At 66.1% G+C, this 26,892-nt stretch carries 28 protein-coding genes and 1 pseudogene; 14 read left to right on the top strand and 15 right to left on the bottom strand.

Features of this window, described 5'->3' with window-relative positions:
* Positions 1-269 precede the first annotated feature (269 nt).
* The 3 genes and pseudogenes from thyA to IB256_RS15415 all read left to right on the top strand — a co-directional run.
* Positions 270-623 (top strand): annotated as a pseudogene (thyA, locus tag IB256_RS15425) (thymidylate synthase); the annotation flags it as partial.
* 328 nt (positions 624-951) lie between these two features.
* Complete coding sequence (locus IB256_RS15420) at positions 952-2,109, top strand: iron-containing alcohol dehydrogenase (RefSeq protein ID WP_192293864.1); 1,158 nt, start codon at positions 952-954, stop codon at positions 2,107-2,109.
* A 7-nt stretch (positions 2,110-2,116) separates the two neighbouring features.
* The gene (locus tag IB256_RS15415; protein WP_192293862.1) at positions 2,117-2,551 is read left to right on the top strand and encodes an acyl-CoA thioesterase; all 435 of its coding nucleotides are present in this window, start codon (positions 2,117-2,119) and stop codon (positions 2,549-2,551) included.
* Between the two features lie 18 nt (positions 2,552-2,569).
* On the opposite strand, the gene IB256_RS15410 is transcribed toward IB256_RS15415, so the two are convergent.
* Positions 2,570-2,935 carry a hypothetical protein gene (locus tag IB256_RS15410; protein WP_192293860.1) on the bottom strand — a complete coding sequence of 122 codons (366 nt, stop codon included), beginning with the start codon at positions 2,933-2,935 and terminating at the stop codon, positions 2,570-2,572.
* Between the two features lie 273 nt (positions 2,936-3,208).
* Here IB256_RS15410 and IB256_RS15405 point away from each other — a divergent pair, with 273 nt between their 5' ends.
* Positions 3,209-3,748, top strand: coding sequence for a DUF2087 domain-containing protein (locus IB256_RS15405; RefSeq protein ID WP_318653565.1), 540 nt, complete (start codon positions 3,209-3,211; stop codon positions 3,746-3,748).
* A 59-nt stretch (positions 3,749-3,807) separates the two neighbouring features.
* Here IB256_RS15405 and IB256_RS15400 read toward each other — a convergent pair whose 3' ends face one another.
* From IB256_RS15400 to IB256_RS15380, 5 genes are all read right to left on the bottom strand, one after another.
* Positions 3,808-4,245: a glycine zipper domain-containing protein gene (locus IB256_RS15400; RefSeq protein ID WP_081519549.1), complete on the bottom strand. Its 438-nt coding sequence runs from the start codon at positions 4,243-4,245 to the stop codon at positions 3,808-3,810.
* 121 nt (positions 4,246-4,366) lie between these two features.
* A complete protein-coding gene (locus IB256_RS15395) occupies positions 4,367-4,870 on the bottom strand; it encodes a hypothetical protein (RefSeq protein WP_081519550.1) in 504 nt (167 codons plus the stop codon).
* A gap of 393 nt (positions 4,871-5,263) precedes the next feature.
* Positions 5,264-7,585 (bottom strand): FdhF/YdeP family oxidoreductase, encoded by a 2,322-nt coding sequence (locus IB256_RS15390; RefSeq protein WP_192403143.1) that lies wholly within the window; start codon positions 7,583-7,585, stop codon positions 5,264-5,266.
* A 29-nt stretch (positions 7,586-7,614) separates the two neighbouring features.
* Entirely contained in the window at positions 7,615-8,451 is an 837-nt protein-coding gene (gene fdhD / locus IB256_RS15385) for a formate dehydrogenase accessory sulfurtransferase FdhD (RefSeq protein ID WP_192293853.1), read from the bottom strand.
* Between the two features lie 93 nt (positions 8,452-8,544).
* A complete protein-coding gene (locus IB256_RS15380; protein ID WP_081519553.1) occupies positions 8,545-9,444 on the bottom strand; it encodes a LysR family transcriptional regulator in 900 nt (299 codons plus the stop codon).
* Positions 9,445-9,592: 148 nt separating this feature from the next.
* Here IB256_RS15380 and lysM point away from each other — a divergent pair, with 148 nt between their 5' ends.
* Complete coding sequence (lysM, locus tag IB256_RS15375) at positions 9,593-10,039, top strand: peptidoglycan-binding protein LysM (RefSeq protein WP_081519554.1); 447 nt, start codon at positions 9,593-9,595, stop codon at positions 10,037-10,039.
* 50 nt (positions 10,040-10,089) lie between these two features.
* Here the strand turns inward: lysM and yrfG are convergent, their stop codons facing one another.
* Positions 10,090-10,752: a GMP/IMP nucleotidase gene (yrfG, locus tag IB256_RS15370; RefSeq protein WP_192403141.1), complete on the bottom strand. Its 663-nt coding sequence runs from the start codon at positions 10,750-10,752 to the stop codon at positions 10,090-10,092.
* Between the two features lie 126 nt (positions 10,753-10,878).
* Between yrfG and nudE the strand changes: the two genes are divergently transcribed.
* From nudE to IB256_RS15340, 6 genes are all read left to right on the top strand, one after another.
* Positions 10,879-11,445 (top strand): ADP compounds hydrolase NudE, encoded by a 567-nt coding sequence (gene nudE / locus IB256_RS15365; RefSeq protein ID WP_088415924.1) that lies wholly within the window; start codon positions 10,879-10,881, stop codon positions 11,443-11,445.
* Positions 11,445-12,263: a 3'(2'),5'-bisphosphate nucleotidase CysQ gene (cysQ, locus tag IB256_RS15360; protein ID WP_192403139.1), complete on the top strand. Its 819-nt coding sequence runs from the start codon at positions 11,445-11,447 to the stop codon at positions 12,261-12,263. The genes nudE and cysQ overlap by 1 nt, the downstream gene beginning before the upstream one ends.
* Positions 12,264-12,362: 99 nt before the next feature.
* On the top strand, positions 12,363-13,175 hold the full coding sequence (mutM, locus tag IB256_RS15355) for a bifunctional DNA-formamidopyrimidine glycosylase/DNA-(apurinic or apyrimidinic site) lyase (RefSeq protein WP_045213067.1): 813 nt from the start codon (positions 12,363-12,365) through the stop codon (positions 13,173-13,175).
* A gap of 95 nt (positions 13,176-13,270) precedes the next feature.
* Positions 13,271-13,849, top strand: a complete 579-nt coding sequence (locus IB256_RS15350; RefSeq protein WP_192293845.1) for a lysophospholipid acyltransferase family protein — start codon at positions 13,271-13,273, stop codon at positions 13,847-13,849.
* Positions 13,850-13,932: 83 nt separating this feature from the next.
* Positions 13,933-14,271, top strand: a complete 339-nt coding sequence (locus IB256_RS15345; protein WP_138213145.1) for a multidrug transporter — start codon at positions 13,933-13,935, stop codon at positions 14,269-14,271.
* 73 nt (positions 14,272-14,344) lie between these two features.
* On the top strand, positions 14,345-16,192 hold the full coding sequence (locus IB256_RS15340; RefSeq protein ID WP_192403137.1) for a Na/Pi cotransporter family protein: 1,848 nt from the start codon (positions 14,345-14,347) through the stop codon (positions 16,190-16,192).
* Here IB256_RS15340 and IB256_RS15335 read toward each other — a convergent pair whose 3' ends face one another.
* The 6 genes from IB256_RS15335 to IB256_RS15310 all read right to left on the bottom strand — a co-directional run bounded on the left by IB256_RS15335 (position 16,193) and on the right by IB256_RS15310 (position 22,859).
* Positions 16,193-17,896: a gamma-glutamyltransferase family protein gene (locus IB256_RS15335; RefSeq protein ID WP_192403135.1), complete on the bottom strand. Its 1,704-nt coding sequence runs from the start codon at positions 17,894-17,896 to the stop codon at positions 16,193-16,195. It abuts the gene before it with no gap.
* Between the two features lie 123 nt (positions 17,897-18,019).
* Positions 18,020-18,271, bottom strand: a complete 252-nt coding sequence (locus IB256_RS15330; protein WP_017521427.1) for a YfhL family 4Fe-4S dicluster ferredoxin — start codon at positions 18,269-18,271, stop codon at positions 18,020-18,022.
* A gap of 133 nt (positions 18,272-18,404) precedes the next feature.
* Positions 18,405-18,884: a pantetheine-phosphate adenylyltransferase gene (coaD, locus tag IB256_RS15325; RefSeq protein ID WP_024767001.1), complete on the bottom strand. Its 480-nt coding sequence runs from the start codon at positions 18,882-18,884 to the stop codon at positions 18,405-18,407.
* A 315-nt stretch (positions 18,885-19,199) separates the two neighbouring features.
* Positions 19,200-20,795 carry a GMC family oxidoreductase gene (locus IB256_RS15320; RefSeq protein WP_192293839.1) on the bottom strand — a complete coding sequence of 532 codons (1,596 nt, stop codon included), beginning with the start codon at positions 20,793-20,795 and terminating at the stop codon, positions 19,200-19,202.
* A gap of 39 nt (positions 20,796-20,834) precedes the next feature.
* Entirely contained in the window at positions 20,835-21,380 is a 546-nt protein-coding gene (locus tag IB256_RS15315; RefSeq protein WP_192293837.1) for a twin-arginine translocation pathway signal protein, read from the bottom strand.
* A gap of 48 nt (positions 21,381-21,428) precedes the next feature.
* Complete coding sequence (locus IB256_RS15310) at positions 21,429-22,859, bottom strand: coniferyl aldehyde dehydrogenase (RefSeq protein WP_151189041.1); 1,431 nt, start codon at positions 22,857-22,859, stop codon at positions 21,429-21,431.
* A gap of 245 nt (positions 22,860-23,104) precedes the next feature.
* On the opposite strand from IB256_RS15310, the gene IB256_RS15305 reads away from it, so the two are divergent.
* On the top strand, positions 23,105-23,758 hold the full coding sequence (locus IB256_RS15305) for a TetR/AcrR family transcriptional regulator (RefSeq protein WP_192403133.1): 654 nt from the start codon (positions 23,105-23,107) through the stop codon (positions 23,756-23,758).
* A 105-nt stretch (positions 23,759-23,863) separates the two neighbouring features.
* On the opposite strand, the gene IB256_RS15300 is transcribed toward IB256_RS15305, so the two are convergent.
* Positions 23,864-24,280 (bottom strand): GNAT family N-acetyltransferase, encoded by a 417-nt coding sequence (locus tag IB256_RS15300; RefSeq protein WP_192293833.1) that lies wholly within the window; start codon positions 24,278-24,280, stop codon positions 23,864-23,866.
* 82 nt (positions 24,281-24,362) lie between these two features.
* Positions 24,363-25,358 (bottom strand): hydrolase, encoded by a 996-nt coding sequence (locus IB256_RS15295; protein ID WP_192293831.1) that lies wholly within the window; start codon positions 25,356-25,358, stop codon positions 24,363-24,365.
* Between the two features lie 108 nt (positions 25,359-25,466).
* Between IB256_RS15295 and IB256_RS15290 the strand changes: the two genes are divergently transcribed.
* A complete protein-coding gene (locus IB256_RS15290) occupies positions 25,467-25,820 on the top strand; it encodes a hypothetical protein (RefSeq protein ID WP_081519568.1) in 354 nt (117 codons plus the stop codon).
* A gap of 72 nt (positions 25,821-25,892) precedes the next feature.
* Positions 25,893-26,888: a tetratricopeptide repeat protein gene (locus tag IB256_RS15285; RefSeq protein ID WP_192293827.1), complete on the top strand. Its 996-nt coding sequence runs from the start codon at positions 25,893-25,895 to the stop codon at positions 26,886-26,888.
* Positions 26,889-26,892: the final 4 nt, after the last annotated feature.

Genomic DNA, 26,892 nt, shown 5'->3' with positions numbered 1-26,892 from the left:
AAGCTCGTGTTTGGTGGGTAGCAGATTTGAATCGTGGAACTTCCTCGTCTAGTTAATGACGGAAAAGTAAAAGATATTACGCACCGCACTTGATCAATTGAAAATTCCATTTTGGATTCCGCGCCTGCTATCTAATGAGCAGACCGTAGTCCTGTGCGGTTCGGTGTCAAATTAGTACTGTATTGTTCTACAATACTCAGGTAGCTAAGTATCTGATTTAGCCTACAAAAAAAATTGCTACCGTTTATCGGTGTCCGGAAAAACTGCCCGCGCTGTTCCAGTTCTATGTGGCCGACGGCAAGCTCAGCTGCCAGCTGTACCAGCGTTCGGCCGACATCTTCCTCGGCGTGCCCTTCAACATCGCCAGCTACGCGCTGCTGACCCTGATGGTCGCGCAGGTCGCCGGGCTGCAGCCCGGCGAATTCATCTGGACCGGCGGCGACTGCCACCTGTACGCCAACCACCTGGAGCAGACTGACCTGCAACTGAGCCGCCAGCCGCTGCCGCTGCCCACCATGAAGATCAACCCCGAGGTGAAGGACCTGTTCGACTTCCGCTTCGAGGACTTCGAGCTGGTCGGCTACGAAGCTCACCCGCACATCAAGGCGCCGGTCGCTGTCTGACCTGTCCTCGTTGAAGAAAAGGCCGGCGCAATGCCGGCCTTTTTCATTTCAGGCTCGGCACAAGCGTTTCAATGTAGAAGCGGGCCATGCCCGCGATCGCACCCAGGGGCGCTCCTGCAGGTGAATCCGGTGTCGGGCGTCTCCCGGCACCTGTTCCTGCGCTCCACGAACCTGCCTGCCGTGCCGCAGCATTCATCCTGTGAATAACTGTTTCGCCAGGCGGTACGAGGTTCCATGAGGCTACATCGCGTTGCTATGCTGCCCCGGCGGGCCGCCGAACGGTGGCCTACGGATTTTCCGCACTACAACGACAAGACCGGGGACCGTCATGCAGCCTTTCAGCTTCGCCACCACCGCGCAGATTCTCTGCGAAAGTGGCTCCGCCGCCCGCCTGGGTGAACTCTGCCGCGAGCGCGGCGCCCAGCGCGTGCTCATCGTCACCGACCCCGGCATCACCCGCCTGAACATGCTCGACGGCGTACTGCCGGGCTTCGCCGCGGCCGGCGTGGCTGTGGAAGTCTTCGACCAGGTGCTGGCCGACCCACCGGAAAGCATCGTGCTGGAAGCTGCCGACCAGGCGCGCCGGATGGCCGCGCAGCTGGTGGTCGGCTTCGGCGGCGGCAGCTCGATGGACGTTGCCAAGCTGGTGGCTTTGCTGGCGCAGCCGCTGGCGACACAAGGCCTGAAGGATGTCTTCGGCGTCGGCAACGCCCGTGGCCCGCGCCTGCCGCTGATCCAGGTGCCGACCACCGCCGGTACCGGCTCGGAAGTGACGCCGATCGCCATCGTCACCACCGGCGAGACCACCAAGATGGGCGTGGTCAGCCCCTACCTGCTGCCGGACCTGGCCGTGCTCGACGCCGACCTCACCCTCGGTCTGCCGCCAGCGGTCACCGCCGCCACCGGCATCGATGCGATGGTTCACGCCATCGAGGCGTACACCAGCAAGCTGAAGAAGAACCCGCTGTCCGACCTGCTGGCCCGCGAAGCCCTGCGCCTGCTGGCGCTGAACCTCGACGAGGCGGTGCACAACGGCCGCAACCGCGAGGCGCGCCAGGCCATGTTGCTGGGTGCGTGCCTGGCCGGGCAGGCCTTCGCCAACGCCCCGGTAGCTGCCGTGCACGCGCTGGCCTACCCGCTGGGCGGGCACTTCCACATTCCCCACGGCCTGAGCAATGCGCTGGTCCTGCCCGAGGTGATCCGCTTCAATGCTCCCAACGCTGGCCCGCTCTATGCCGAGCTGGCGCCGCTGCTGCTGGGCGAGCGCCTGCGCAGCGATGCCGACCGCACCGAGCAGTTCATTGCCGAGCTGGCCGACCTCAGCCCGCGCAGCGGCCTGCCGTCGCGCCTGCGCGATGCCGGCGTGCCGGAGGACAGCCTGCCGCGCCTGGCCGCCGATGCGATGTTGCAGCAGCGCCTGCTGGTGAATAATCCCCGCGAAGTCAGCGAGAGCGACGCGCTGGCCATCTACCGAGCCGCCTTCTGAGAACCCGATGAGCGAACAGCACCCCAGCCGCGCCGACTACGCGCACTTCCAGCCGATCACCACGCGCTGGCACGACAACGACATCTATGGCCACGTGAACAACGTGACCTACTACGGCTTCTTCGACACGGCGGTGAATACCTACCTGATCGAGCGCGGCGGCCTGGATATCCACGACGGCGACGTAGTGGGTTTCGTGGTCAGTTCGAGCTGCGACTACTTCGCGCCGGTGGCCTTCCCCGAACGCATCGAAGTTGGGCTGCGGGTCGGCAAGCTGGGCAACAGCTCGGTGCAGTACGAACTGGCGATCTTCCGCGAGGGCGATGAACTGGCCTGCGCGGCGGGCAAGTTCGTGCATGTGTTCGTGGATCGGGCGAGCAACCGGCCGGTGGCGATTCCGGCGCCGCTGCGCGAGGCGATGGAAGTGCTGGTTCGAGGCTGAGCTGCAGGGCAGGACGTCTCACCAGCCCATCGGATAATGCTCGATCCGGCAGGGCCGGCTGTTGCCGTCGCCCTTGCAGATGCCGTCCAGGTACTGGTAGCGCATCCACACCCGTTGCCCGGCCCCAGGCCAGTGCTGGCGCGGGATGCGGCTCTGCCAGTCGGCGCTTTCCGGTTCGAAGGCGATGACCTCGCCCGGGCTCGGGCACTTGGTCCCCGCCGAGCGCGGCTTGGCCGAAGCGACCCGGCCTTCCAGCCCGCGCACGGGCAGCTTCAGTGCTCCGGTGATTTCCACTTCCAGCTGGCAGACCTGCCAGTCCCCGGCGTACGCGGGCTGCGCGGCGCAGAGCGTCAGCAGCAGCCCGGCGGCAGCAAGAGCTTTCACGAGTAACTCCTTGTCGGCAGTGATCCCTCCCCGGCAAGCCTATACCAGACTCGCGGGATGACACGGGGCTTGTCCCGGGCGGCGCGTCCGGCCTATGCTGGCGGCCGGTCGGCAGTTCACCCAGGCGTCGCCGCCTCCGTATGGAGAGCGCTAAACCTGCCGCGCGGTTCCCCGCACTTTCAACGATCCGACACACTTTCCCCGTGCCGCATCGGAATGGCGACCCCCGATTACCTCCTGCGCGAGGTCTTGGCACGCAACGAGGATTGCACTGTGTCCAGGCAACGCTTGCCCTATCACGCCCCCGACATCTCCGCGCTGGCGAAATCGCTGGCGCGCCAGCTCGACGATTCGCCCGAGCGCCCCGGTCATGTCGAACTGCTCAACCTGCTCGCCCGCGCGGTGGGCTTCCGCAACTACCAGGCGTTGCGCGCCAGCCATCAGGCCGAGACGCGACTGGCCCGTGAAGCCGAGCCTGGAGCCGTGGTGGATTTTCGCCGTATCGAGCAATGGCGGCGCTATTTCGATGACGCCGGCTGCCTGCAACGCTGGCCGAAGAGGCACAGCCACCGCGAGGCCTGCCTCTGGGTACTGTGGTCGCGACTGCCGGCACGGCAGCGCTGGAGCGAGAAGGAGCTCAACGAACGGCTGCGCGCCCAGGAATGTCTGGGCGACCACCTGCTGCTGCGCAGGGCGCTGGTGGACGGCGGTTGGCTCACGCGTACCCCGGATGGTGGTGAGTACCGGCGCGTCGAGCGACGTCCGCCGGCCGAGCTGGGCGCGCTGTTGTCCTGTTTGCCAGCCTGCGCCTGAAGCTGAAGGCCTGAACGAAAAAGCCCGCCAATAGGCGGGCTTTTTCACAGGGGCATCCGTCAGTCGTCGTGATGCTTGTGTTTGTGCTTGTAGTGGCCTTTGCCCTTGTGATGGCTCTTGCTGCCACTGTGGTGATCATCGTCGTTATCGTCGGCCAGGTGGTTGCCCAGTGCGCCGCCGGCTGCACCACCCAGGCCCGCGCCGATGGCGCCGCCGGTGGAACCGCCGACCTTGTTGCCGATGACCGAGCCGCCGGCTGCGCCCAGGCCGCCACCGATGGCCGCCTCGGTCTTGTTGCCGTTCTTCGCGCCCATCGCGCCGCCAGCCGCACCGCCTACGCCAGCACCGATGGCCGCACCGGTGGAGCCGCCCAGGGCGCCGCCGACCACGTTGCCGAGGGCGCCACCGATGCCGCCGCCAATGGCAGTCTTGGTGTCATCGGCCACGGCGTGGCTGGCCAGCAGGGCCAGTGCCAGAACAGAAAGAGTCTTACGCATGTTGCGAACCTGAAAGTAGGAATTATCGGGAGAATTGTCCCGCACACAAAACAGCCGGGCAATCAGGCCCGGCTGTCAGTCGTCGTTTCCGTGGACTGATCGCGGTTAGAGGGACCGCGGATCAATCCCAGTCGCGACGGTGGTGCTTGTGCTTGTACCAGCCACGGTGGCGACCGTTGTCGTGCCAGCGGCGATCATAGTGGCGATGGTCGTCGTAACGGGCACGACGGTAGCCGTGACGGTAATCGTCATCATCGTCGTCGCGGTTGTTGTCGGCGTAATGGTTGCCCAGTGCGCCGCCGGCACCACCACCCAGGGCCGCGCCGATCAGGCCGCCGGTGGTACCACCCATCTTGTTGCCGATCACCTGGCCGCCGGCTGCGCCCAGGCCGCCGCCGATGGCGGCTTCTGTCTTGTTGCCGTGGCGGGCACCGACCGCGCCACCGGCCGCACCGCCCAGACCACTACCAATGGCGGCGCCGGTGCTGCCACCGACCGACTGGCCGATGACCGAACCCAATACCCCGCCCAGGGCGCCACCGACGCCGGCACGGGTGTCGCCGTCCGCGTAGGCGGTGCCACCGACCAGCGCGAGAGACAACAGGAGCATCGAGGAGTACTTCATAGAGAGGATCTCTCTGTGGGGATGTTGGAAGCGATCCTCGGGTCGTGCGAAGGCTCTGACAAGGGGGTTCCGACGAGTAACACGACTTTCATCAAATATTGCAAGTATTTGATTTATGGTCAGAACTTTTTCGATTTCGGGCGGTCTGAGTGTTATTCCAGGGTTCCATTTGTGAGGTGTTTTTCTCACAAATTGCCATTGAAATGATGGCTTTTCACGGGAATTGGCCTGGTCCTTCCGAGTTTACCTTTCATCCCTTTCTGATGTGACGCAAATCCAGCGGATTTTTCGCAGGGTGGTCTTTTGCTGCACGCACGAAATCCCCTGTAAGAGCGGGCGTTTCGAGACGTAGGAGAGCGGCGCCCTGATGAGGGCGCCGTGAGGAAGGTGCCGTCAAACGATCCGCAGACTCGCCCGCGCCTTCTCGAATCGGATGGCGACGAACTTCGAGGTTGGTGTGTGGCTGCCCACACCGTGGCTGTCCAGCGGCACCAGCGGGTTGGTTTCCGGGTAGTAGGCGGCGGCCTGGCCGGCGGGGATGTCGTAGGCCAGCAGGGTGAAACCGCTGACGCGGCGATCCACGCCGTCGGACCAGAGCGACACCATGTCTACCTTCTCGCCGGGCTCGAAGCCCAGGCGGCGGATGTCGGCCTCATTGGCGAACACTACCTCGCGATGACCGCGCACGCCGCGGTAGCGGTCGTCCAGGCCATAGATGGTGGTGTTGTACTGGTCGTGGGAACGCAGCGTCTGCAGGATCAGGTGCGGCTCCTGGCCGGTCTCGCGGATCTTCGCGTGGACCAGGTCCGCCGGCAGCGGATGGTGGTGGAAGTTGGCCTTGCCGCTGGCGGTGTTCCAGCGCCGCGAACCGGCCGAGTTGCCCAGGTGGAAGCCGCCGGGATTGGCCACGCGGCGATTGAAGTCGCTGAAGCCGGGAATGGTGTCGGCGATCAGGTCGCGGATGCGGTCGTAGTTGGCGATCATCGCGTCCCAGTCCACCGGGTGGTTGCCCAGGGTGGCCTTGGCGATGCCGGCGATGATGGCGGGCTCGGAACGCATCTGCTTCGACGACGGCTCCAGCTGGCCAAAGGACGCGTGGATCATGCTGAAGGAATCTTCCACGGTCACCGCCTGCGGGCCATCGGCCTGACGGTCGATATCGGTGCGGCCCAGGCAAGGCAGGATCAGCGCGTCGCCGCCCACGGTGAGGTGGCTGCGGTTGAGCTTGGTGCTGATCTGCACGGTCAGCGCGCAGCTCTGCAGGGCACTGTGGGTGCGCGGGCTGTCCGGGGTCGCCTGGGCGAAGTTGCCGCCCAGGCCGATGAACACCTTCGACTGTCCATCGAGCATGGCGTTGATCGCCTCGACGGTGTTGTGACCGTTCTCGCGCGGCACTTTGAACTGGAAGCGGCGCTCGATGGCGTCGAGCAACGCGGCCGGCGGGCGGTCGTTGATGCCCATGGTGCGGTCGCCCTGCACGTTGCTGTGGCCGCGCACCGGGCACAGGCCGGCGCCGGGGCGGCCGACGTTGCCGCGCAGCAGTTGCAGGCTGACCAGTTCCTGGATGGTCGGCACCGAGTGGTGGTGCTGGGTGATGCCCATGGCCCAGCAGACGATCACGCGCTCGGCGCGGCGGTACATGATCGCGGCCTGCTCGATCTCCTCGAGGCTCAGGCCCGACTGCTGGACGATGTGGTCCCAGCTGGTGTCGTCCACGGCGGCGAGGTAGGCGTCGACGCCCTGGGTGTGGTCGGCGATGAATTCATGGTCGAACACCGCCGGCTCGCTCTTGGCCTGGGCTTCGCGTTCCCATTGCAGGAGGAACTTGGCCATGCCGCGCACGGCGGCCATGTCGCCGCCCAGGGCGGGGCGGAAGAACGCGGTGTTCAGCGGCTCGGAGCCGTTGGTGAGCATTTCCAGCGCGTGCTGCGGGTGCTGGAAGCGCTCCAGGCCGCGCTCCTTCAGCGGGTTGAAGGCGACCACCTGGGCCCCGCGTTTTACCGCCTCGCGCAGCGGTTCGAGCATGCGCGGGTGGTTGGTGCCGGGGTTCTGGCCGAAGACGAAGATCGCGTCGGCATGCTCGAAGTCGTCGAAGGTCACGCTGCCCTTGCCGACACCGACGCTCTGGCCCAGGGCGACGCCGCTGGCCTCATGGCACATGTTCGAGCAGTCGGGAAAGTTGTTGGTGCCGAAAGCGCGGACGAACAGCTGATAAAGGTACGCGGCCTCGTTGCTCGCCCGGCCAGAGGTGTAGAACTCGGCCTGGTCAGGGCTTTCCAGGGCATTCAGGTGCTGGGCGATCAGGGCGAAGGCATCGTCCCATGCGATCGGCTGGTAGCGGTCGGTGGCCGGGTCGTAGCGCATCGGGTCGGTCAGGCGGCCCTGGTACTCGAGCCAGTAGTCGCTCTGCTCGCGCAGCGAGCTGACGCTGTGGCGGGCGAAGAAGGCCGGGTCGACGCGGCGCTTGGTGGCTTCCCAGTTCACCGCCTTGGCGCCGTTCTCGCAGAATTTCACCCGGCCGTCTTCCGGCGAGTCGCCCCAGGCGCAACCGGGGCAGTCGAAGCCGCCGTTCTGGTTGGTCTTGAGCAGCGCACGCAGGTTCTTGAACGGCTGTTTGCTGTCCAGCCAGAAGCGCGTGACGCTGATGAGCGCACCCCAGCCGGCGGCTGCGCCCTTGTAAGGTTGGTAGCGGGGATTCTCTTGCTGCAGGCTCATGGGGTCTCTTTGTCTTCGAAAGCGGGCGATCAGGCGGCTGGCGGAGCCGGGCTGTAGATGCGTGGCGCGCTGCGGTGCGGCAGGTGGATCAGGTTCAGGTTGTGCTCGCGGGCCCACTGCACGGTGAGTGCGGTCGGCGCGGAGAGGCTGACCAGGGTCGACAGCCCGCCCCGCACGGCCTTGTGGATAAGTTCCAGGCTGCAGCGGCTGGTGACCACGGCGAAACCGCCGGCCAGGTCCAGGCGCTGGCGCTTGAGCGCGCCGATCAGCTTGTCGAGGGCGTTGTGGCGGCCGATGTCCTCGCGGCACAGGCGAATCTCGCCGGCGGCATCGACGAACAGCGCGGCGTGCAGGGCGCCGCTGCGGCGGCCGATCTCCTGCACGGCGTTGACCCGTTCACGCAGGTGTTCGAAGTGCGCGGCGGGCGGCAGCGGCGCCGACGGTAACACCGGCAGGCCGGGCAGTGCCTGGTCCAGCGCCTCGACGCCGCACAGGCCGCAGCCGGTATTGCCGGCCAGTTGCCGGCGCTGGTCCTTAAGGGCCCAGAAGGCGCGATTGCTGACTTGCAGCTCGGCTGCGATGGCGTCGCCGTGGGGCGTCAGGCGCACGTCATAGATGTCGTCGATGGAGTCGATGAGGCCGGCGCCGAGGCTGAAACCGTAGGCGAAGTCTTCCAGGTCGTTCGGCGAGACCATCATGACCGCCTGGCTGAGCCCGTTGTAGGCAATCGCCAGGGCGATTTCCCCAGCCAGCACGGCGCGACCGGTGTCGCCCTCCGGGGTGAGTTCGGCAAAGCTGTAGCCGTCGGCAGGCACGACGGCATCCCGGACCGCGGCGCTGGCCGGGCGGGTGATCAGGCAAGGCATGGGCTGAGCCCTGTGGTTCTAGTAATGCGACCAGCCTATGCCTATGCCGGGGCAGCGTCTAATGGCTGCTGTCGATGTTGCGATAGATGGCGTTTATCGGTCGCTTTCGGAGCCGCCCAGCAGAGCCGCGGCTTCGCGGAAGCAGGCTTCGGCCAGTGCCGAGCGCGGCTCGCTGCGGCGCAGGATCAGGCCCAGCGGCGACAGCGTGCGCGCGTCCTCTATCGGGGTGAGGACGAAGTGTTCGCCCTGGGTATCCAGCCCGCTGCCCAACGGCATGATCGCGCAACACAGCCCGCGCTCCACGGCCTGCACCAGCTGGTGCACGGCGTCGGTCTCCAGGCGTGCCTGGGGGGTCAGGCCGCGGCTGCGGAAGCCGTGGTCAATGGACTGGCGGAAGTGCATGCCGGCCGAAAGCAGGCCCAGGGGCAGCTCCGCCAGGGCATCCCAGCTCAGGGTCGGGCTGTCGATCTGGAAGTGCCGGCGGTCGTGCAGCAGGCCCATGCGCGTGGCGGCCAGTTCGAGGCTTTCGAAGTGCTCGCGGTCGAGGCGGTCCAGGTACGACAGACCGAGGTCCAGCTGGTTGCGGCCGAGGCCTTCGAGGATGTTCTCCGAGCTCAGGGCGAACAGCTGGAAGCGCAGTTCCGGGTGGCGCTGGGCGAACAGCTCAATCAGCCGCATGGGGTCGAACCCCGCCAGTGGCACCAGGCCCAGGCGCAGGGTGCCGACCAGTTGGCCCCGACACGCGGCCGCTTCGGCGTAGAGCCCATCGTGGGCCGCGAGCAGGCTGCGGGCCCAGGCCAGCACACGCTCACCGGCTTCGGTGAAACCCTCGAAGCGCTGCCCACGGCGCACCAGTTCCAGGCCCAGTTCTTCCTCCAGGCTGCGCACGCGCATGGACAGGGTCGGCTGGGTGACATGGCAGCGCGCTGCCGCCTGGCCGAAGTGTCGCGTCTCGTCCAGGGCGCAGAGGAATTTCAGCTGCTTGATGTCCATCGGCGGAAAGGCTCCGGGGCGTTCTGTCGGGTCGGGTAAGGATTAGGACTTTTCCGTCAGGCGCTGCGGAAGTCGCCGTCTAGACTCCAGGGGCGCGCGGTCTGCCCAATGCCGGCCGCCTGTCACTGTAACCGTAGGGAGGTTGGAAATGGGCATTTTTGCGTTCGTGAAGGAAGCCGGCGAGAAGCTGTGGGAAAGCATTGTGGGCCAGGAGGCGCAGGCCGCCGAATCGCTCAAGGACCACATTGCCAAGGTTGGCCTGGGCAACCCGAATATCCAGGTCAGCGTCGAGGGCGACAAGGTGATTGCCACCGGTGAAGTGGCCAGTCAGGAAGAGAAGGAAAAGATCCTGCTCACCCTGGGCAACGTCGCGGGAGTTTCCGGTGTGGAAGACCACATCACCGTCGCCGCTTCTGCGGCTCCTGCTGCCGAGGCGCGCTTCGTCACCGTGAAGAAGGGCGACACCCTGAGCGCCATCGCCAAGGCCGAGTACGGCAACGCCAACGCCTACATGAAGATATTCGAGGCGAACAAGCCGATGCTCAGCCATCCGGACAAGATCTATCCCGGCCAGGTGCTGCGGATTCCGGAGTAAAGCCAGAGAGCCCGGCCCAGCGCCGGGCTCGCTGTTTCTGCAGCCCTCGTTCACAACCCTTCGAGCAGCGCCCGGTAGTCTTCCTGGGCGGCGAACTCCTCGGTGTCCTTCGGTCCCTGGCGGCTGTCCGGCTGGCGCACGGCCAGCAATTGGGCGACGCCAAAGGCCCGCGCCGAGCGCAGGATCGGCAGGCTGTCGTCGATGAACAGGCTGCGCGCCGGATCGAAACCGACGTCCGCCCGCAGCGCCTGCCAGAACTGCTGGTCTTCCTTGGGGAAGCCGTAGTCGTGGGAGCTGATCAGCCGGTCGAACCAGGGCGAGAGTTCCACCCGCTGCAGCTTCAGCGACAGCGAATCACGGTGGGCATTGGTGATCAGCACTGCGCGCTTGCCGTGGCGGCGCAGTTCGGCGAGGAACAGGTCGGCGTCCGGGCGCAGGGCAATGAGGTCGGCAACCTCGTGTTTGAGGTCGAGGATCGACAGCTTGAGCTCGCGGCTCCAGAAATCCAGACAGTACCAGTTGAGTTGGCCTGCGTTGTCGCGGAACAGCGGCAGCAGCTCGGCGTCTGCCTCCGCACGGCTGATGCCATGGTGTTCGGCGTAGCGTTGCGGCAGGTGTTCGAGCCAGAAGTGGTTGTCGAAATGCAGATCGAGCAGGGTGCCGTCCATGTCGAGCAGGACGGTGTCGATCTGGTTCCAGGGCAGGCGTGGCATGCTGGGCTTTCGCAAAAGGGTGTCGCAATTGCGCCGCCGGTGGACGGAATCGGCGCGATATCTGACACGGAGAATCGGAAAAGGCGGGTTATCATAGCCGACCCGGCCACCCCCAGGAGTCGCCCCATGCGTCAGAAACCCACGGTCCTCGCCCGAGAGATCGTTGCCAGAAGCCGGCTCTTCGCCGTCGAGGAGCTGCAGCTGCGCTTCTCCAATGGCGTAGAGCGTACCTACGAGCGCCTGGTGGGCAAGGGGCAGGGCTACGGCGCGGTGATGGTGATCGCCATGCTCGATGCCGAACACGCCGTGCTGGTCGAGGAATACTGCGCCGGGGTCGATGAGTACCAGCTGTCGCTGCCCAAGGGCCTGGTGGAGCCGGGCGAGGACATCCTCGACGCCGCCAACCGCGAGCTGAAGGAAGAGGCCGGCTATGGCGCCCGTCAGCTCGAGTACATCACCGAATTGTCGCTGTCGCCTGGCTACATGAGCCAGCGCATCCAGGTGGTGCTCGCCCGCGACCTCTATGAGGAATCGCTGCCCGGCGACGAGCCCGAGCCGATGGGCGTGGACAAGATCAGCCTGCGCGAGCTTTCCAGTCTTGCGCAGAATGCCCAGTTCAGTGAAGGGCGGGCCCTGGCCGCGCTCTACCTGGTACGTGACCTGCTGACCCAACGAGGGGAATTCCAGCCGTGATGAATGCTTTTCTGCCCGCCGTGATCGACCTGGTACACAAGGCGGGTGATGTGATCCTGCCGTTCTGGCAAGGCGACCTGGATATCCAGAGCAAGGCCGACGAGTCGCCGGTGACCGCCGCCGACCTGGCTGCCCACCGCGTACTGGCCGACGGCCTGCGTGCGCTGGCGCCGGATGTGCCGGTGCTGTCCGAGGAAGATTGCAACATCCCCTTCGAGCAGCGCGCCCAGTGGACTCGCTGGTGGCTGGTGGACCCGCTGGACGGTACCAAGGAGTTCATCTCCGGCAGTGACGAGTTCACTGTCAACGTCGCGCTGATCGAGCACGGCCGGGTGGTCTTCGGCGTGGTCGGCATACCGGCCAGCGGCCGCTGCTACTACGGCGGTGCTGGCCTGGGCGCCTGGTGCGAGGACCGCGGCGACGAGCCCGAAGCCATCGAAGTGCGCACCGAGCCGGAGGATGTCTTTACCGTGGTAGCCAGCAAGCGCCACTCCAGCCCGCAGCAGGAAAGCCTGTTGGCCGGCCTGGCGCAGCGCTTCGGCGACCTGAACCTGGCCAGCATCGGCAGCTCGCTGAAGTTCTGCCTGCTCGCCGAAGGCTCGGCGGACTGTTACCCGCGACTGGCACCGACCAGCCAGTGGGACACCGCGGCGGCCCAGGGCGTACTGGAAGGTGCTGGCGGCGAAGTGCTGGACGTGCGCGGCGAGCCCTTCACCTATGAAGCTCGGGAGAGTCTGCTCAACGAGTCCTTCCTGGCGCTGCCCAAGGCGGCACCTTGGCGCGCAGACCTGATCCAGCTGACTCGCGCGCTGGACTGAGCTGCGTTTCATCCGGTAGGCATACGCCCGGCATTTACTTGCCGGGCAGTTCGTGAGCAAGCTCGCTCCTACGTAAAAGTCCCTCAGATATCGTCATCCATGCCCGAATTACCTGAAGTTGAAACCACCCGCCGGGGTATCGCACCTCACCTCGAAGGCCAGCGCGTCAGCCGCGTTATCGTCCGCGAGCGCCGCTTGCGCTGGCCGATCCCCGAGGACCTGGACGTTCGCCTGTCCGGGCAGCGTATCGTGCAGGTGGAGCGGCGCGCCAAGTACCTGTTGCTCAATGCCGAGGTGGGGACGCTGATCAGCCACCTGGGCATGTCCGGCAGCCTGCGCCTGGTGGAGTGCGGAACACCGGCCGCGCGCCACGAGCATGTGGATATCGAGCTGGAATCGGGCATGGCGCTGCGTTACACCGACCCGCGTCGCTTTGGTGCGCTGCTCTGGAGCCTGACGCCGCTGGAGCACGAACTGCTGCGCCACCTCGGCCCGGAACCGCTGACCGACGCCTTCGAAGGTGAGCGCCTGTTCCAGTTGTCGCGCAACCGCAGCATGGCGGTGAAGCCCTTCATCATGGACAACGCCGTGGTAGTCGGCGTGGGCAACATCTACGCCACCGAGGCGCTGTTCGCCGCCGGCATCGACCCACGCCGCGAGGCCGGGACCCTCTCACGAGCGCGCTACGTGAAGCTCGCCCAGGAGATCAAGCGCATCCTCGCCATTGCCATCGAGCGCGGCGGCACCACGCTGCGCGACTTCGTCGGCGGCGATGGCCAGCCCGGCTATTTCCAGCAGGAACTCTTCGTCTACGGGCGCGGCGGCGAGCCGTGCAAAGTCTGCGGTTCGACCCTGCGCGAAGTGCGTCTCGGCCAGCGCGCCAGCGTCTACTGTTCGCGCTGCCAACGCTGAGGCGCTGGGGCGTCCGTTAAGCTGCCGCCCCGATCTGCCCGATCCTCCCTCGCCATAACAACAAGGGCCCCCGACGAGGGGCCTGCAGGTGATTCATGTCTGGCAACTATCTGCCCCGCAACCCGTTCGCCGAGGCGCTCGGCCATAGCATGCTGCGCGTGGCCGGCTGGCGCATCGAAGGTGCGCTGCCCCAACTCGACAAGTTCGTGGTGATCGGCGCACACCACACGTCCAACTGGGACTTCATCCTGTTCCTGGCGGTCAAGTTCGTCCTGCGCCTGAACGCTCGCTGGTTCGGCAAGCACACCCTCTTCCGCGGGCCCCTTGGCGGTCTGATGCGCCGCTGGGGCGGCATCCCGATCCAGCGCCACCTCAAGCTGAACACCGTGGACCAGGCGATCCAGGCCTTCGCAGACAACCGCGAAATGATGCTGATCCTCTCCCCGGAGGGCACGCGCAAGAAGGTCGAGCGCTGGAAAATGGGCTTCTACCATATCGCCCGTGGCGCGGGCGTACCCATCGTGCTGGCGGCGCTGGATTATCCCGGTCGGCGCATCGTTATCGGCGAGCCATTCCGGCCCACCGGCGACGAGTCCGCTGACCTGCGCCGCATGCTGGCCTTCTACCGGCCTTTCGTGCCGAAAAAGCCTGAATACGCATTCTTCGGCGATTGAAGGCTGTCACGCGACAAGTCACGGAGCGCTGTTATAGTTATGGCAGTCTGCCTGCCCAACTACACAAAAAAGGACTTCCCTCCATGAACGTGTTCCGCACCGCCGCCACTGCAATGGCCCTGGTCTGTGCATTCTCGGTGTTGCCGGCCGTTGCTCAGGAAGAAGTGAGCAACGTCAGCGGTGACCCGACCTATGTCGTCTCGGCCCCGCCGTTCTACTCCATGATTGGCGACCTGCTGATCGCACGTCCGCTGCTGATCGCCGCCACCGTAGTCGGCACCGCTGCCTTCGTGGTGACCCTGCCGTTCAGCGCAGCCGGCGGCAACATCGGCGAAGCGGGCAAGGCGCTGGTCGTCGATCCGGGCAAGGCCGCCTTCGTGCGCTGCCTGGGCTGTACCACCAGCGGCTACAAGAAGGACTGATCCGTCGTCCTGCTCCGGGGCGGCGTGTCCGCCTCGCCAGCCCGGCTTGCCGGGTAAGTCCCGTAGGTTGCCCATGAAGCTGAGTGGCCTGAAGAAGCACCTGCGTCCGCTGCTTCTGCTGCTGGTCGCTGTCATCCTGGGCTACACCTTCTGGTCCAGTGCCGGTCTGCTGCAGTTGGGGGCGGGCCTGGCGCTGTTCCTGTTCGGCATGCAGTGCCTTGAAGAAGGCCTGCGTGACCTCGCCGGCAGCCAGCTTGAGCGCTGGTTGGAGAAGAGCACCGCGACTCGCGGCAAGAGCCTGCTGTTCGGGCTGTTCGGCACCTTCCTGCTGCAATCCTCCACCCTGGTTTCCCTGCTCACCATCGCCTTCATCAGCACCGGGCTGATCCAGCTGGCCGGTGGCATCGCCATTCTTTTTGGCGCCAACCTCGGCGCCACCAGCGGCATCTGGTTGCTGGCGCTGGCCGGGCAGAACCTCAGCCTGAGTCCCCTGGCGCTGCCGCTGCTGGTATTCGGCGTGCTGATGGGCTTCAACGGCGCCAAGAGCAAGGCCGCCGGGCGCATCCTGCTGGGTATCGCCTTCATCTTCCTGGGCATTGACCAGATCAAGGACGGCTTCGGCAGCTTCGGCGACGCCATGGACATGAGCGATCTGCGCTCGGAGGGCATGCTCGGCGCGCTGCTGTTCGTCACTTTCGGCATCCTCATCACCGTGGTGCTGCAGTCCAGTCACGCGACCCTGATGCTGACGCTTGCCGCCCTCGCCGGAGGCCAGCTGGAGCTGGGCCAGAGCCTGGCGATCGCCATCGGCTCCAACGTTGGCAGCAGCGTCACCACGGCGTTTGTCGGCTCCCTGGGCGGCAACCGCAGCGGGCAGCGATTGGCGCTGGCGCACGTGCTGTTCAACGTGGTGACCGGGGTGTTGGCGTTCCTCCTGCTCGCGCCGCTGACCTGGCTGGTGCACTGGCTGGTGACGCCGGTGGGGCTGGCGGGCAACCCGATGATCCAGCTGGCGCTGTTCCATACCCTGTTCAACGGCATGGGCGTGGTGCTGTTCTGGCCGATCCAGGGCGCACTGGCCAATGCGCTGGTGCGCTGGCTGCCGGAGGTCGAGGAACCGGCAGTGCTGATCACCGACATGGCCCCGGCGCTGCCCACCATCGAACGTACCCATGCGCGCTACCTCAATGAGCGCGCGCTGGATTCCGCTGACGCCGCCGCCAGCGCGGTGCTGCAGGAGCTGCGCCACCTGGGGCGCCTGAGCATCGAGGTGATCTGCCACGCGTTGTACCTGCCGGTGGAGATGCTCAACCAGCCGCGGGTGGACGAAAGCCAGCTGCAGGCTGCGCCGGATCGCCATGCGCTGGCCGCGGAAGTGCTTTACCAGCGCCATATCAAGGGTGTGTACGGCGACCTGCTGAGCTTCATGAGTCGCCTGGAAGTGCCGCTGGACGAGGAGCACCAGCGCTTCTGGCTGTCCTGCCAGGTGGTGGCGCTGCAACTGGTGGACGCGGTGAAGGACGCCAAGCACCTTCAGAAGAACCTTGGCCAGGCACTGCACGGCGAGCCCTCGGCGCTACGGGAAGCCTACGTCGAGCTGCGCCGGCACCTGATCGGCATGCTGCGCGAAGTGCGCGCGCTGGGCTCGCTGCTTGGTGGCGAGCTGCCGGAGGAGGCCTTGCTGGCGCGTCTGCAGTTGCTCGACGAGAGCGCTGCGGAGTTCGACGCGGCGTTCCGCCAGCGTCTGTTCGCGGCGGTACGCCGACAGGAGCTGGACGGCCTGCAGATGAGCTCGCTGATGAACGACCTGGGCTACGTCAGCCGGATCATCCAGAGCCTGCGCAACGTGCTGCAACTGGGCACCGAGCATGGTCTGTTCGATACCCGCGAAGACGACGCTCCGGCCCTCATCCTGCCCTGATCAGCGCAGCGGCGCCGCCAGTTCGGTCGCCAGGCCGATGCCGCGCGGGTCGCTGGCGGACTGCACTTCGCCGGACTTCTTGTTCCACAGCAGCACCTGCTGGTTGCCGTAGGCGCGGCCGACATCCTTGAGGGTGTAGCCACGGCGCTGCAGGTCGGCCATTTCAGTGGCCGTGAAGGCGCGCGGTTCATGCTCGATCACGTCGGGCAGGAACTGGTGGTGGTAGCGCGGCGTGGATACCCAGCGCTGCACCGGTTTGCCGTCCAGGTAGTCCAGCATCGCCAGCAGCACCATGCTGGGAATCCGGCTGCCGCCCGGCGTGCCGAAGGCGGCCAGTTCGGTGGGGCTTTCGATGAAGCTCGGGCTCATGCTCGACAGCGGGCGCTTGCCGGCGGCCACCGAATTGGCCTGGCTGCCGGCCAACTGGTAGGCGTTGGCGCCGCTGACGTCGGTGGCGAAGTCGTCCATCTCGTCGTTGAGCAGCACGCCGGTGCCCGGCACGGTGAAGGCCGCGCCGAACGGCAGGTTGACCGACAGGGTGGCGGCCACGGCATTGCCGTCCGCGTCCATCACCACGAAGTGGGTGGTGTGATCGCCTTCGCGCCAGGCAGGTGCCGGCGGCAGAGAGGAACTGGGTGTGGCGCGCTGCGGATCGATACCGGCGGCCAGGCGCTTCAGGTAATCCGGCGCGAGCAGCTGGTTGACCGGGTTGGCGACGCGGTCCGGGTCGCCCAGCAGGCCGCGGTCACGGTAGGCGCGGCGCAGGGCTTCCACCACGTAATGCACGCGCTGCACCGGTTCGGCCTTCTGCCACGGCAATTGCTGCAGCATGCCCAGGCTCTGCGCGAGAGCCACGCCGCCGGCGGAGGGTGGCGGGGCGCTGATCAGTTCGCGGCCGTCGGCCAGCGGGTAGCGCAGTGCCTGGCGTTCGACGGTGCGGTAGCTGGCGAGGTCTTCCAGACTCCACACGCCGCCGGCGGCGCGCACGCCTTCCACCAGTTTCTCGGCGGTTTCGCCTTCGTAGAAACCGATGCGGCCGTAGCGCGCCAGCTTCTCTAGGGTGTTTGCCAGCTGCGGCTGGCGCATCAGGCTGTATTCCTCGGGCAGGTTGCCTTGGTCGAGGAAGATGCGCGCGGTCTCGCGGTCCTTGCGCATCGCGTCGAGGCGCCAGGAGGCGCGGTCGATGTAGACGCGGTCGATGGACACGCCATCGGTGGCCAGGCGGATCGCCGGCACGAGGTTGTTCGCCAGGGTCTTGCGGCCATAGCGGCTGCTGATGTCCGCCAGGGCGGCGGGCAGGCCGGGGATGCCGGCGGCCAGCGGGCCGTTGAGCGACAGCTGCGGGTCGACCTTGCCGTTGCGCTCGTACATCCGCGCGTGGGCGGCCAGCGGGGCGCGTTCGCGGGCATCGATGAAGTGGTAGGTCGGCGGACTCCCGGCCTTGCGCAGCAGGAAGAAACCGCCGCCGCCCAGACCCGAACCGTAGGGTTCGGCCACCGCCAGCGCGGCGGCGATGGCCACGGCGGCGTCGAAGGCGTTACCGCCGTCGGCGAGGGTCTCCAGGCCGGCCACGGTGGCCGATGGGTGTGCGCTGGCGACGCTGGCCTGGGCGGGATGTTCCGCGGCGTGCAGGGCGAAGCTCAGCAGCAGGAGGCTGCACAAGCCGAGCAGGGAGGCGCGGGAGCGGGAGTTCAACAGGGACATGGCATCTCACGAACCGCCGGCAGGGCCGGCTGGAAAACCAAACGGGGCGAAGGTGGAGGATAGACAATCCACAACGCCCCGGGTTTGTGAGAACTCAATGAAAAAGTGTCGAAACGCGCGAAGTCAGGCTTTGCCGGTGAGCTTCTTGTACTTTTCCATCAGCTGATCCTTGCTCTCGACGTTGCTTTCGTCGAGGGGGATGCAGTCCACCGGACAGACCTGTTGGCACTGCGGCTCGTCATAGTGGCCGACGCACTCGGTGCACAGGTTCGGGTCGATGACGTAGATCTCCTCGCCCTGGGAGATCGCGGCGTTGGGGCACTCGGGTTCGCAGACGTCGCAGTTGATGCAATCGTCAGTGATTTTCAGGGACATCGAACAACTCCAACCATGACGGCAGCCATGGCGATCGTTAGCAACAATGGTGAAATTGTGCCGTATCGGCGCGCGTAGTGCACGCAATCAGGGAGTCAGCTGACGGAAACCGCCATCCTTGGCGGTGTGCGGCTCAGCGCTTGAAGCGCTCGGCCAGGGCGCTGGCCACCGCGGGATGCACGAACTTGGTGATGTCGCCGCCCAGTGCCGCGATCTCGCGCACCAGGGTGGAGGAGATGAAGGAGTACTTCTCCGACGGCGTGAGGAACATGCTTTCCAGGTCGGGGGCGAGCTGGCGGTTCATGTTGGCCAGCTGGAACTCGTACTCGAAGTCCGACACCGCGCGCAGGCCGCGCAGCAGGATGTTGGCGTTCTGTTCCTTGGCGAAATGGGCGAGCAGCGTCGAGAAACCGACGACTTCCACGTTGGGCAGGTGCGAGGTGACCTGGCGGGCCAGCTCGACGCGCTGTTCCAGCGGGAACAGGGGATTCTTCTTGGGGCTGGCGGCGACGGCAATGATCACCTGGTCGAACAGTCGCGAGGCGCGTTCGACCAGATCGGCATGGCCTTTGGTGATGGGGTCGAAGGTACCCGGGTACAACACTCGATTCATCGCGGCGTCCTGGTCGGCTCTTGTTGGCAGGCTGGTGCAATAGCGGGCGGATGGTAACGCAGCATGTCCGTGGGGCCAAGCGACCTTGGTAGTGCTTCTGTGAACGGACTACCTGAGATAACCGGCGAGAGACCGATGCGTCACGCGCAGGCCCCGTGCCAGAGCCTGCGCGTGCTGTCTTGCCTGATGCTGCTCTGTTTCGTAGGGCGGATAACCCGGAACGGGTTATCCGCCGGCCAACCTGCGACGGATAACGCTGGCGCGTTATACGCCCTGCGGGATCGCAGGAGTCGGCATGGGCGCTCGGGTGGCGTGTCAGGCCTTGCCCAGACGCTTGGCCAGGGCGTCGGCCAGTTGTGCGGTGAGGCCGTAGACCGAGAGCTGCGGGTTGGCGCCGATGCTGGTGGGGAACAGCGAACCGTCGTGGATCGACAGGTTCTCCAGCTGATGGTGGCGGCCGAGGCTGTCGCACACTGACTGCTTGGCATCCTCGCCCATGGCGCAGCCGCCCATCACGTGGGCGCTGCCCAGGCGGGTGCGGTACAGCTCCAGGCTCAGGCCGTCGATCAGCGCGTGGGCTTCCTTGGCGCTCTTCACGTAGTCGGCATCGGCATGCAGCGGCAGCACAGCCTTGGCGCCGGCGGCGAACTGGATGTCGGCCATGGTGTGGAAGGCGCGGCGGATGCCGTCCCAGGTGTAGTCGGTCATCTGGTAGTCGAGTACCGGGGTGTCGTCGCCGCGCAAGCTGACCGAGCCGACCGCGCTGTCCGGATGGAAGCCGTCGCGCATCAGCGCCAGGATCACGTTGGTGTGCGGCAGCTGCTCCATGCGCAGCGCGTTGTCCTCGCCGAAGCGGCCGAGCAGGGTGGCGCTGAGCGCCGGCTGCAGCGGCGGAACTTCAAGCTTGTAGGACATGCGCCCGGTGGCGCCGTCGTCCCACTGGAAGTGGTCGGAATAGATCGACTGTGGCGCGCCGTAGAAGGGGTTGATGACCTCGTCGAACAACGCGGCGCTGAAGTTCACCGTGTGCAGGAAGGTGCGCTGGCCGACGCGGCCGTTCGGGTCCGGCGCCTTGGAGCGCAGGAGGATCGCCGGGGTATTGATGCCGCCGCCGGAGAGCACGTAGTGACGTGCCTTGATGGTGATCTTGCGGCCGGTGGGGGCGACGCAGCGCTCGTCCATGGCCGAGCATTCCAGGCCGCTGACCTTGTTGCCGTCGTGCAACAGGCGGTCGGCGCGGGCGAGGAACAGCAGCTCGCCGCCCTTTTCCAGGGTCGCCGGGATGGTGGTTACCAGCATCGACTGCTTGGCGTTGGTCGGGCAGCCCATCCCGCAGTAACCGATGTTCCAGCAGCCACGAACGTTGCGCGGGATGACCTTCCAGTGCAGGCCGAGTTTCTCGCAGCCATTGCGGATCACGTCGTTGTTGGCGTTGGGCGGCATGATCCAGGGCGCGACGCCCAGGCGCTGCTCCATTTTCTCGAACCAGGGCGCCATCTCGGCGACGCTGTGGCCCTTCACACCGTGTTCCTTGGCCCAGTGTTCCAGGGTCGGTTCGGGGGTGCGGAAGCTGGAGGTCCAGTTGACCAGGGTGGTGCCGCCCACGGCGCGGCCCTGCAGGATGGTGATGGCGCCATCCTTGCTCATCCGGCCGATGCCTTCCTGGTACAGGCTGGGGTAGGCGTCGGACTCCTGCATCTTGAAGTCGGTGCTGGTCTTGAGCGGGCCTTCTTCCACCAGCAGTACCTTGTAGCCGGCGGCGCTCAGGGCTTCGGCAGTGGTGCCGCCGCCGGCGCCGCTGCCGACGATGACGACATCGGCTTCCAGGATCAGGTCCTTGTCCAGGCGCGAGCCGTTGTGGACTTTCCAGCCGCGGGCCAGGCCCTCGGCGAACAGATCGGGTACGGGCATCGGAAATCTCTCAGGCAAATTCTTGTTGTTCTGGTGACATCAGATCTTCGGCGGTCCGGGATAGCCGCAGTGGCCCCAGGACTCCGTGCGGCCGTACCAGGCCATCATCACCAGTTGCAGCAGCGAGCTGTGGCCCATCTTCAGCAGGGAGATGAAGCTGTTCTGCCAGCGCTGCAGGAAGTTCTTCACGTCGTCCGCGCTGGCGTTGTCCCAGCTGCCCCAGATGCCGGTGAGCGGTCCGCGGGTGACCGGCAGGGCGAGCACGTCGAACAGCTGCACGGTGAGCTTGAGCATCTCCGGGGAGAGGTGGTTGAGGCTGTTGTCGAGGCTTTCGATGGTGCCCTTGACCGCCTCGGCCATGCGCTCGGCGGGCACGGCACCGGCCAGCATCACCGGAATCAGCGCACGCAGGAAGGGCATGTCGGAATCGCGCAGCACGGCGAAACCGTTGGCCGGGGTACTGGCCGAGCAGCCGCTCAGGGTGGCCGTGACGCCCGCCGTGGCGAGGAAGGCCCCGCCCAGCAGGCCGATCTTGAGCACGCCGCGCCGGGAGAGTCCCGGCGCGCTCAGGGAGGTGTCTGTCATTCTTGTTCTGTCACCTGTGTAGAGGGCACCTGTGGTGGATGGCGGCGGTCAGCGGATGAACAGCTTGTAGACCAGCTTCTGCAGCGCCTTGCCGTAGGGCGGATAGATCACCCGCGCGGCGTTGAAGCGCGGCTTGCTGAACACGCCCTTGGCCTTGGAGAAGGTCAGGAAGCCTTCGTGGCCATGGTAGTGGCCCATGCCGGACGGGCCGACGCCGCCGAAGGGCATGTCGTCCTGGGCAACGTGCAGCAGGGTGTCGTTCAGGCACACGCCGCCCGAGTGGGTCTGGGCCAGCACATGGTCCTGCTCGCGCTTGTCGTAGCCGAAGTAGTACAGCGCCAGCGGGCGGTCGCGTTCGTTGATGTAGCTGAGCGCCTGGTCGAGGTTCTGGTAGGGGATCACCGGCAGCAGCGGGCCGAAGATCTCTTCCTGCATGATCTTCATCTCGTCGGTCACGTTCAGCACCAGTGCCTGGGGCAGGCGGCGGCCCTGGGCCTGCGGGAACAGCGGCACGACGGTGGCGCCGCGGGCCTGGGCGTCGGCGAGGTAGCTGTTCAGGCGCGACAGCTGGCGCTCGTTGATGATCGCGGTGTAGTCGGGGTTGTTCTCCAGTTTCGGGAAGAAGCCCTGGACCACCTGGCGGTAGCTCTCGACGAACTCGTCGACGCGGTTCTGCGGCACCAGCACATAGTCCGGCGCCACGCAGGTCTGGCCGGCGTTGAGCGACTTGCCGAAGGCGATGCGCTCGGCGGCGTCCTTCATCGGCACGCTGGTGGAAACGATGGCCGGCGACTTGCCGCCCAGCTCCAGGGTGACCGGGGTGAGGTTCTCGGCGGCGGCGCGCATCACGTGCTTGCCAACGCTGGTGGCGCCGGTGAACAGCAGGTGGTCGAAAGGCAGCTTGGAGAAGGCCACGCCCACATCCACTTCACCTTGCACCACGGCGACCAGGTCTTCGGGGAATACCTTGCCCAGCAGCTCTTTCAGCACGCGGGCAGATTCCGGGGTGGATTCGCTCATCTTGATCATCACCCTGTTGCCGGCGGCGAGCGCCCCGGTCAGCGGGCCGATGGCGAGGAACAGTGGGTAGTTCCACGGCACGATCACGCCGACCACACCCAGCGGCTGGTAGATGACCTTGGCCGAGGCCGGCATGAACTGCATGCCCACGCTGCGGCGCGACGGTTTCATCCACTTCTTCACGCGCTTGGTCGCGTAGTGCACGCCGTGCAGGCTGGGCATCACTTCGGCGAGCAGGGTCTCGTCGGCGGAGCGGTTGCTGAAGTCGCTGCTGATCGCATCGATGATCGCCTTCTGCTCGGTGACCAGCAGGTTGGCGAGGCTCTTCAGCCACTGGATGCGCTGGCCGGCGTCAGGCATCGGGTTGGCGCGGTACGCCTGGCGCTGGCGTTCGAGAAGGGTTTCCAGCTGACTGATCTGCTGCTGGGTCTGCTGCAGGTAGGCGATATCGGCAACCATGACGGGCTCCTGGCGCAAGCGTGGTGGGGAGGCTCTCGGATGATTCGCACAGGAATCCCGGATGCCTCGCGTTTTTATGCTGTCGCTGGTTTTTTAGAGCAATTGCTCTAGAGTGTCAATCAGCATGCCGGTTCCGCGCCGCCGGGCCCAGCCAACGAAAAGTTGGGCGAGCCCGACAGTTGTGTCAGGTGGTAGCAATCGGTGTACCTTTGCGTCCGCGCAATCCGCTTCGACGAGTTTTGGCAATGGCACCACGCATCAACACCCGTGACCGCATCGCCCAGGCCAGCCTTGAGCTGTTCAATGCCCAGGGTGAGCGCAGCGTCACCACCAACCACATCGCCGCGCACCTGGGTATCTCGCCGGGCAACCTGTACTACCACTACCGCAACAAGCAGGTGATCATCGCCCAGCTGTTCGCCGAGTACGAAAGCCACGTCGACCAGTTCCTGCACCTGCCCGAGGGGCGCGCGCTGACGGTGGAGGACAAGACCTTCTACCTGGAAGCGCTGCTCGCCGCGATGTGGCACTACCGCTTCCTGCACCGCGACCTGGAACACCTGCTGGATTCCGACCCGGAACTGGCCGCCGGCTACCGCGCCTTCGCCCGTCGCGCGATGGACAACGCCAAGGGGATCTACCGGGGCTTCGTCGACGCCGGCATCCTGCAGATGGACGAACCCCAGCTCGAGGCCCTGACCCTCAACGCCTGGATCATCCTCACTTCCTGGGTGCGCTACCTGTGCACCACCCGCGAAGTGGCCAATGACCTCAGCGAAGCGCTGATGCGGCGCGGTATCTACCAGGTGCTGGCGCTGGAAAGCGGCCACATCGCCCCGGCGTTCCGCGAGGCTGTGGCGGCGGTGTTCGACCGCTTGTACGTGCCGCTGGAAGACTGATCTTCAGACGGCGGATAACCGTGAACGGTTATCCGCCTAACACTCAACCGTTTCGTAGGGCGGATAACGCGCCAGCGTTATCCGCCGACCGCACTGCCCAACACGTTAAGCATCCACCTGGCGCGGCCCCGGCACCCTTGGCCGGCGCAGGGCGATGCCGTGGCGCAGGAAGAACGCCTCCACACCCTCGGTGGCATCGGTGTAGAGCGTGCGGTTGGGGTGATCGGCGAGGAAGCGCGCCATCAGCGCAAGGCCGATCCCGCGTGACTGGAAACCCGGCAGCACGGCGATTTCCGCCAGCCAGGTTGTCTGCGCTGTCTCGCTTTCCGCGCGCAACAGGCCGAGTACCTGCTCACCGTCCACGGCCAGCAGGAAGTAGCTGGAAAACTCGTAGAGATCGCGCAGTTCCGCCGTGGTGCCGGGCGAACCCCAGCCCACCGCGCGGTACAGCGCGGCGATGCCCGCGCACTGGGCATCACTCAGCGGTTCGTTGTGCAGAATCGTCAGCGGCGTGTCGTGCATGGCGGCGCTCCTTTCTGGCGTTTCCTTCCGGGTGCACCTTCAGTCTGCCTCATTCCCGCGTCCAGGGGCTGACCCAGCGCAGTCAGGCTTCCCGCCGTTCGCGCAGCCACTGCGGGATGCGCCGCTCCAGGTAATAGTCCGGGCGCCCGGGCGAGCCGCCGATGAAACCGACATGGCCGCCATGGGGCAGCAACTCCATCTGCGTCGAAGCCGACAGCTCGTCCAGCTGCGGCACGCTGTGGGCGTGGATGAACGGATCGTCGCTGGACTGGATGATCAGCGTCGGCACGCGGATACCGCCCAGGTAATAGCGGCTGGAGGCGCGCCGGTAGTAGTCGTGCACGTCGGCGAAACCGTGCAGGGGCGCAGTCACCCGGTCGTCGAAGTCCCAGAAGGTGCGCATGCCGTCCAGCGGCCCGAGGCGCTCCAGCGCGGCGAGGTTTTCCGCGTGGCCGCCGGCAGCGAAGGCCTGGCGCTTGGTCTGCACATAGGTCACCAGCTCGCGCATGAAGTGCGCCTGGTAGACCCTGGAGAAACCGATGCCGATGCGGTCGGCGCACTGGTCCAGGCGGAAGGGGACCGACACCGCGACCGCGCCTTTCAGCGGGCAGCTGTCCGAGGCTTCGCCCAGGTACTTGAGCAATACGTTGCCGCCCAGCGAATAGCCCACTGCGTAGAGCGGCGCCATCGGCCGCTTGGCGCGGACGTGGGCGACCACCGAGGCGAGGTCTTCGCTGACGCCCGAGTGATAGCCGCGCGGCAGCAGGTTCGACTCGCCCGAGCAGCCGCGCCAGTTCAGCGCGACGCTGGCCCATCCTTGCGCCGCCAGCTGCTGCTGCACGCCGAGGATGTAGTGCGAGGACGACGAGCCAGTCAGCCCGTGCAGCGCCAGCACCAGCGGCGCATCCGCCTCGTGCGGGCCGTGCCAGTCGAGGTCGATGAAGTCGCCATCCTCCAGCCACAGGCGCTCGCGCGTGCGCTCGAGGCTGGGCGCCTTGCGTGCGAGCGAGCCATAGAGGGTTTGCAGGTGCGGGCCGGGTAACCACCAGGCGGGTTTGAACGGGGAGGGTATAGTCATCACGGATCGAATGGGGCCGACGAGTCGTGATAGTAACGCCAACTCGGCCGTGCGATGGAGGCCTCCTGCATCCGTCGTCAGGAAAACCCACGCAAAGGAGGGGAAGGAATGTGGAAGAAAATCGCGGCGTTGAGCCTGCTGGTGTGGCTGGCCGCGTGCGGCGAGCCGGTGCCGCAGGAGCATCGCTCCTACGTCGGCCTGTGGACCGCGCCGCAGATGAGTCTGCTGGTGACGGCGGATGGTCGCGTCGCCTACAAGCGGGTGGCGGGCAGTACGTCGAGGTCCATCGAGGCGCCGATCAAGAGCTACGAAGCCGACGGCTTCACCGTGGGCTTCGGTCCCTTCGATACGCACTTCAAGGTCTCGAAACCACCCTATCAGGACGGTAGCCAATGGAAGATGGTGGTCGACGGCGTGGAGCTGGTGCGCACCAGCACCGTCGATGTCGGCAAGTCAATCTGAGGTCCCCAAACCACCGCCACGAGGTCGCGCCGGGATGGCCGACCGCTTCAACCGACATGAGGATTGTCACGTATGTTCAGCCGTTGGGTGTTCCTGTCCGCTCTCTCATTCGCCTTGCCCGCATTTGCCTGGGCCGAGGACGCCTCATCCGATTTCAGTGAGGCGTCGCCCAGCACCGAGCAGAGTGATCCGCGCGGTGAAGAGCTGTTCGCCGAGTTCACCCGCCTGCAGCAGGCCGCCGCAGCGGGCGAGCCGCAGGCCCTGTTCGATCTCGGCGCCTATTTCTACCACCAGCAGAACTACGCCGGTGCGCGCAAATGGTGGGGCAAGGCTGCCGAGGCCGGCTTGGCCCGTGCGCAGATCCAGCTGGCCATGCTCTATCGCGACGGCGACGGTGGTCCGCAGGACAAGGCCGAAGCGGCGCGCTGGTTCGCCAGAGCGGCCGAGCAGGGCAACGCCGGCGCACAGAACGAGATGGGCGTCCTCTACTGGAGCGGCGAAGGCGTCGACAAGGACCGGGTCAAGGCCGGCACCTGGTTCGAGCGCGCGGCCAAGGCCGGTAGTGAAGACGCGGAGACCAACCTGGGCTGGTTCTACCTGGACGATTCGCAGGGAGTCTATGGCGCCGCCAACGACGAAGAAGCTGCCCTGCTGGACCGCTACGCCGCCAGCCGCGAAAAGGCCTTCCAGTGGTTCTGCAAGGCGGCGACCCGGGGCAGCGCCCGCGCCCAGTTCAAGGTCGGCGAGGCCTATTGGAACGGCGCTGGTTCGGGGATGAACAAGTTGCAGGCGCGGCTCTGGCTGGAAAAGGCCGCACAGCAGCAGGACGCGGAAGCCATCGCCTGGTTGAAGACTGCCGAGGACGCGGCCTGGTACACCCGCCTGGAGAACTGGGGCCACGCCGCGCTGGATGGCGAGCTGTCCGGCACTGCCGATTGCTCCGGCGCGCCGGATCGCCGGCATGCCGGTCGCGGTGTGGACAACGCCTCGCCTGAGCCGGAGGCCGTGGAGGCCAGCGCGGCCGACGCAGCAGAGGCAGTAGACGCGACGGGGCCGGCGAGCCAATAAGGCT

Origin of the sequence: Pseudomonas sp. PDM17 (genome assembly GCF_014851985.1) — a bacterium.
Taxonomy (GTDB): Bacteria; Pseudomonadota; Gammaproteobacteria; order Pseudomonadales; family Pseudomonadaceae; genus Pseudomonas.
Note: the sequence above shows the minus strand (reverse complement) of the source record. Positions and strands in the feature narration are given on the sequence as shown.

Coding starts and splice junctions, on each gene's coding strand:
- coaD (WP_024767001.1), bottom strand. CDS start 18,884: ATGAATCGAGTGTTGTACCCGGGTACCTTCGACCCCATCACCAAAGGC.
- yrfG (WP_192403141.1), bottom strand. CDS start 10,752: ATGCCACGCCTGCCCTGGAACCAGATCGACACCGTCCTGCTCGACATG.
- cysQ (WP_192403139.1), top strand. CDS start 11,445: ATGAATGCTTTTCTGCCCGCCGTGATCGACCTGGTACACAAGGCGGGT.
- IB256_RS15310 (WP_151189041.1), bottom strand. CDS start 22,859: ATGGTTGCCGATATCGCCTACCTGCAGCAGACCCAGCAGCAGATCAGT.
- IB256_RS15340 (WP_192403137.1), top strand. CDS start 14,345: ATGAAGCTGAGTGGCCTGAAGAAGCACCTGCGTCCGCTGCTTCTGCTG.
- IB256_RS15420 (WP_192293864.1), top strand. CDS start 952: ATGCAGCCTTTCAGCTTCGCCACCACCGCGCAGATTCTCTGCGAAAGT.
- IB256_RS15345 (WP_138213145.1), top strand. CDS start 13,933: ATGAACGTGTTCCGCACCGCCGCCACTGCAATGGCCCTGGTCTGTGCA.
- IB256_RS15380 (WP_081519553.1), bottom strand. CDS start 9,444: ATGGACATCAAGCAGCTGAAATTCCTCTGCGCCCTGGACGAGACGCGA.
- IB256_RS15295 (WP_192293831.1), bottom strand. CDS start 25,358: ATGACTATACCCTCCCCGTTCAAACCCGCCTGGTGGTTACCCGGCCCG.
- IB256_RS15400 (WP_081519549.1), bottom strand. CDS start 4,245: ATGCGTAAGACTCTTTCTGTTCTGGCACTGGCCCTGCTGGCCAGCCAC.
- lysM (WP_081519554.1), top strand. CDS start 9,593: ATGGGCATTTTTGCGTTCGTGAAGGAAGCCGGCGAGAAGCTGTGGGAA.
- IB256_RS15315 (WP_192293837.1), bottom strand. CDS start 21,380: ATGACAGACACCTCCCTGAGCGCGCCGGGACTCTCCCGGCGCGGCGTG.
- IB256_RS15415 (WP_192293862.1), top strand. CDS start 2,117: ATGAGCGAACAGCACCCCAGCCGCGCCGACTACGCGCACTTCCAGCCG.
- IB256_RS15305 (WP_192403133.1), top strand. CDS start 23,105: ATGGCACCACGCATCAACACCCGTGACCGCATCGCCCAGGCCAGCCTT.
- IB256_RS15350 (WP_192293845.1), top strand. CDS start 13,271: ATGTCTGGCAACTATCTGCCCCGCAACCCGTTCGCCGAGGCGCTCGGC.
- IB256_RS15320 (WP_192293839.1), bottom strand. CDS start 20,795: ATGCCCGTACCCGATCTGTTCGCCGAGGGCCTGGCCCGCGGCTGGAAA.
- IB256_RS15300 (WP_192293833.1), bottom strand. CDS start 24,280: ATGCACGACACGCCGCTGACGATTCTGCACAACGAACCGCTGAGTGAT.
- IB256_RS15330 (WP_017521427.1), bottom strand. CDS start 18,271: ATGTCCCTGAAAATCACTGACGATTGCATCAACTGCGACGTCTGCGAA.
- IB256_RS15390 (WP_192403143.1), bottom strand. CDS start 7,585: ATGAGCCTGCAGCAAGAGAATCCCCGCTACCAACCTTACAAGGGCGCA.
- IB256_RS15335 (WP_192403135.1), bottom strand. CDS start 17,896: ATGTCCCTGTTGAACTCCCGCTCCCGCGCCTCCCTGCTCGGCTTGTGC.
- mutM (WP_045213067.1), top strand. CDS start 12,363: ATGCCCGAATTACCTGAAGTTGAAACCACCCGCCGGGGTATCGCACCT.
- IB256_RS15395 (WP_081519550.1), bottom strand. CDS start 4,870: ATGAAGTACTCCTCGATGCTCCTGTTGTCTCTCGCGCTGGTCGGTGGC.
- IB256_RS15290 (WP_081519568.1), top strand. CDS start 25,467: ATGTGGAAGAAAATCGCGGCGTTGAGCCTGCTGGTGTGGCTGGCCGCG.
- nudE (WP_088415924.1), top strand. CDS start 10,879: ATGCGTCAGAAACCCACGGTCCTCGCCCGAGAGATCGTTGCCAGAAGC.
- fdhD (WP_192293853.1), bottom strand. CDS start 8,451: ATGCCTTGCCTGATCACCCGCCCGGCCAGCGCCGCGGTCCGGGATGCC.
- IB256_RS15285 (WP_192293827.1), top strand. CDS start 25,893: ATGTTCAGCCGTTGGGTGTTCCTGTCCGCTCTCTCATTCGCCTTGCCC.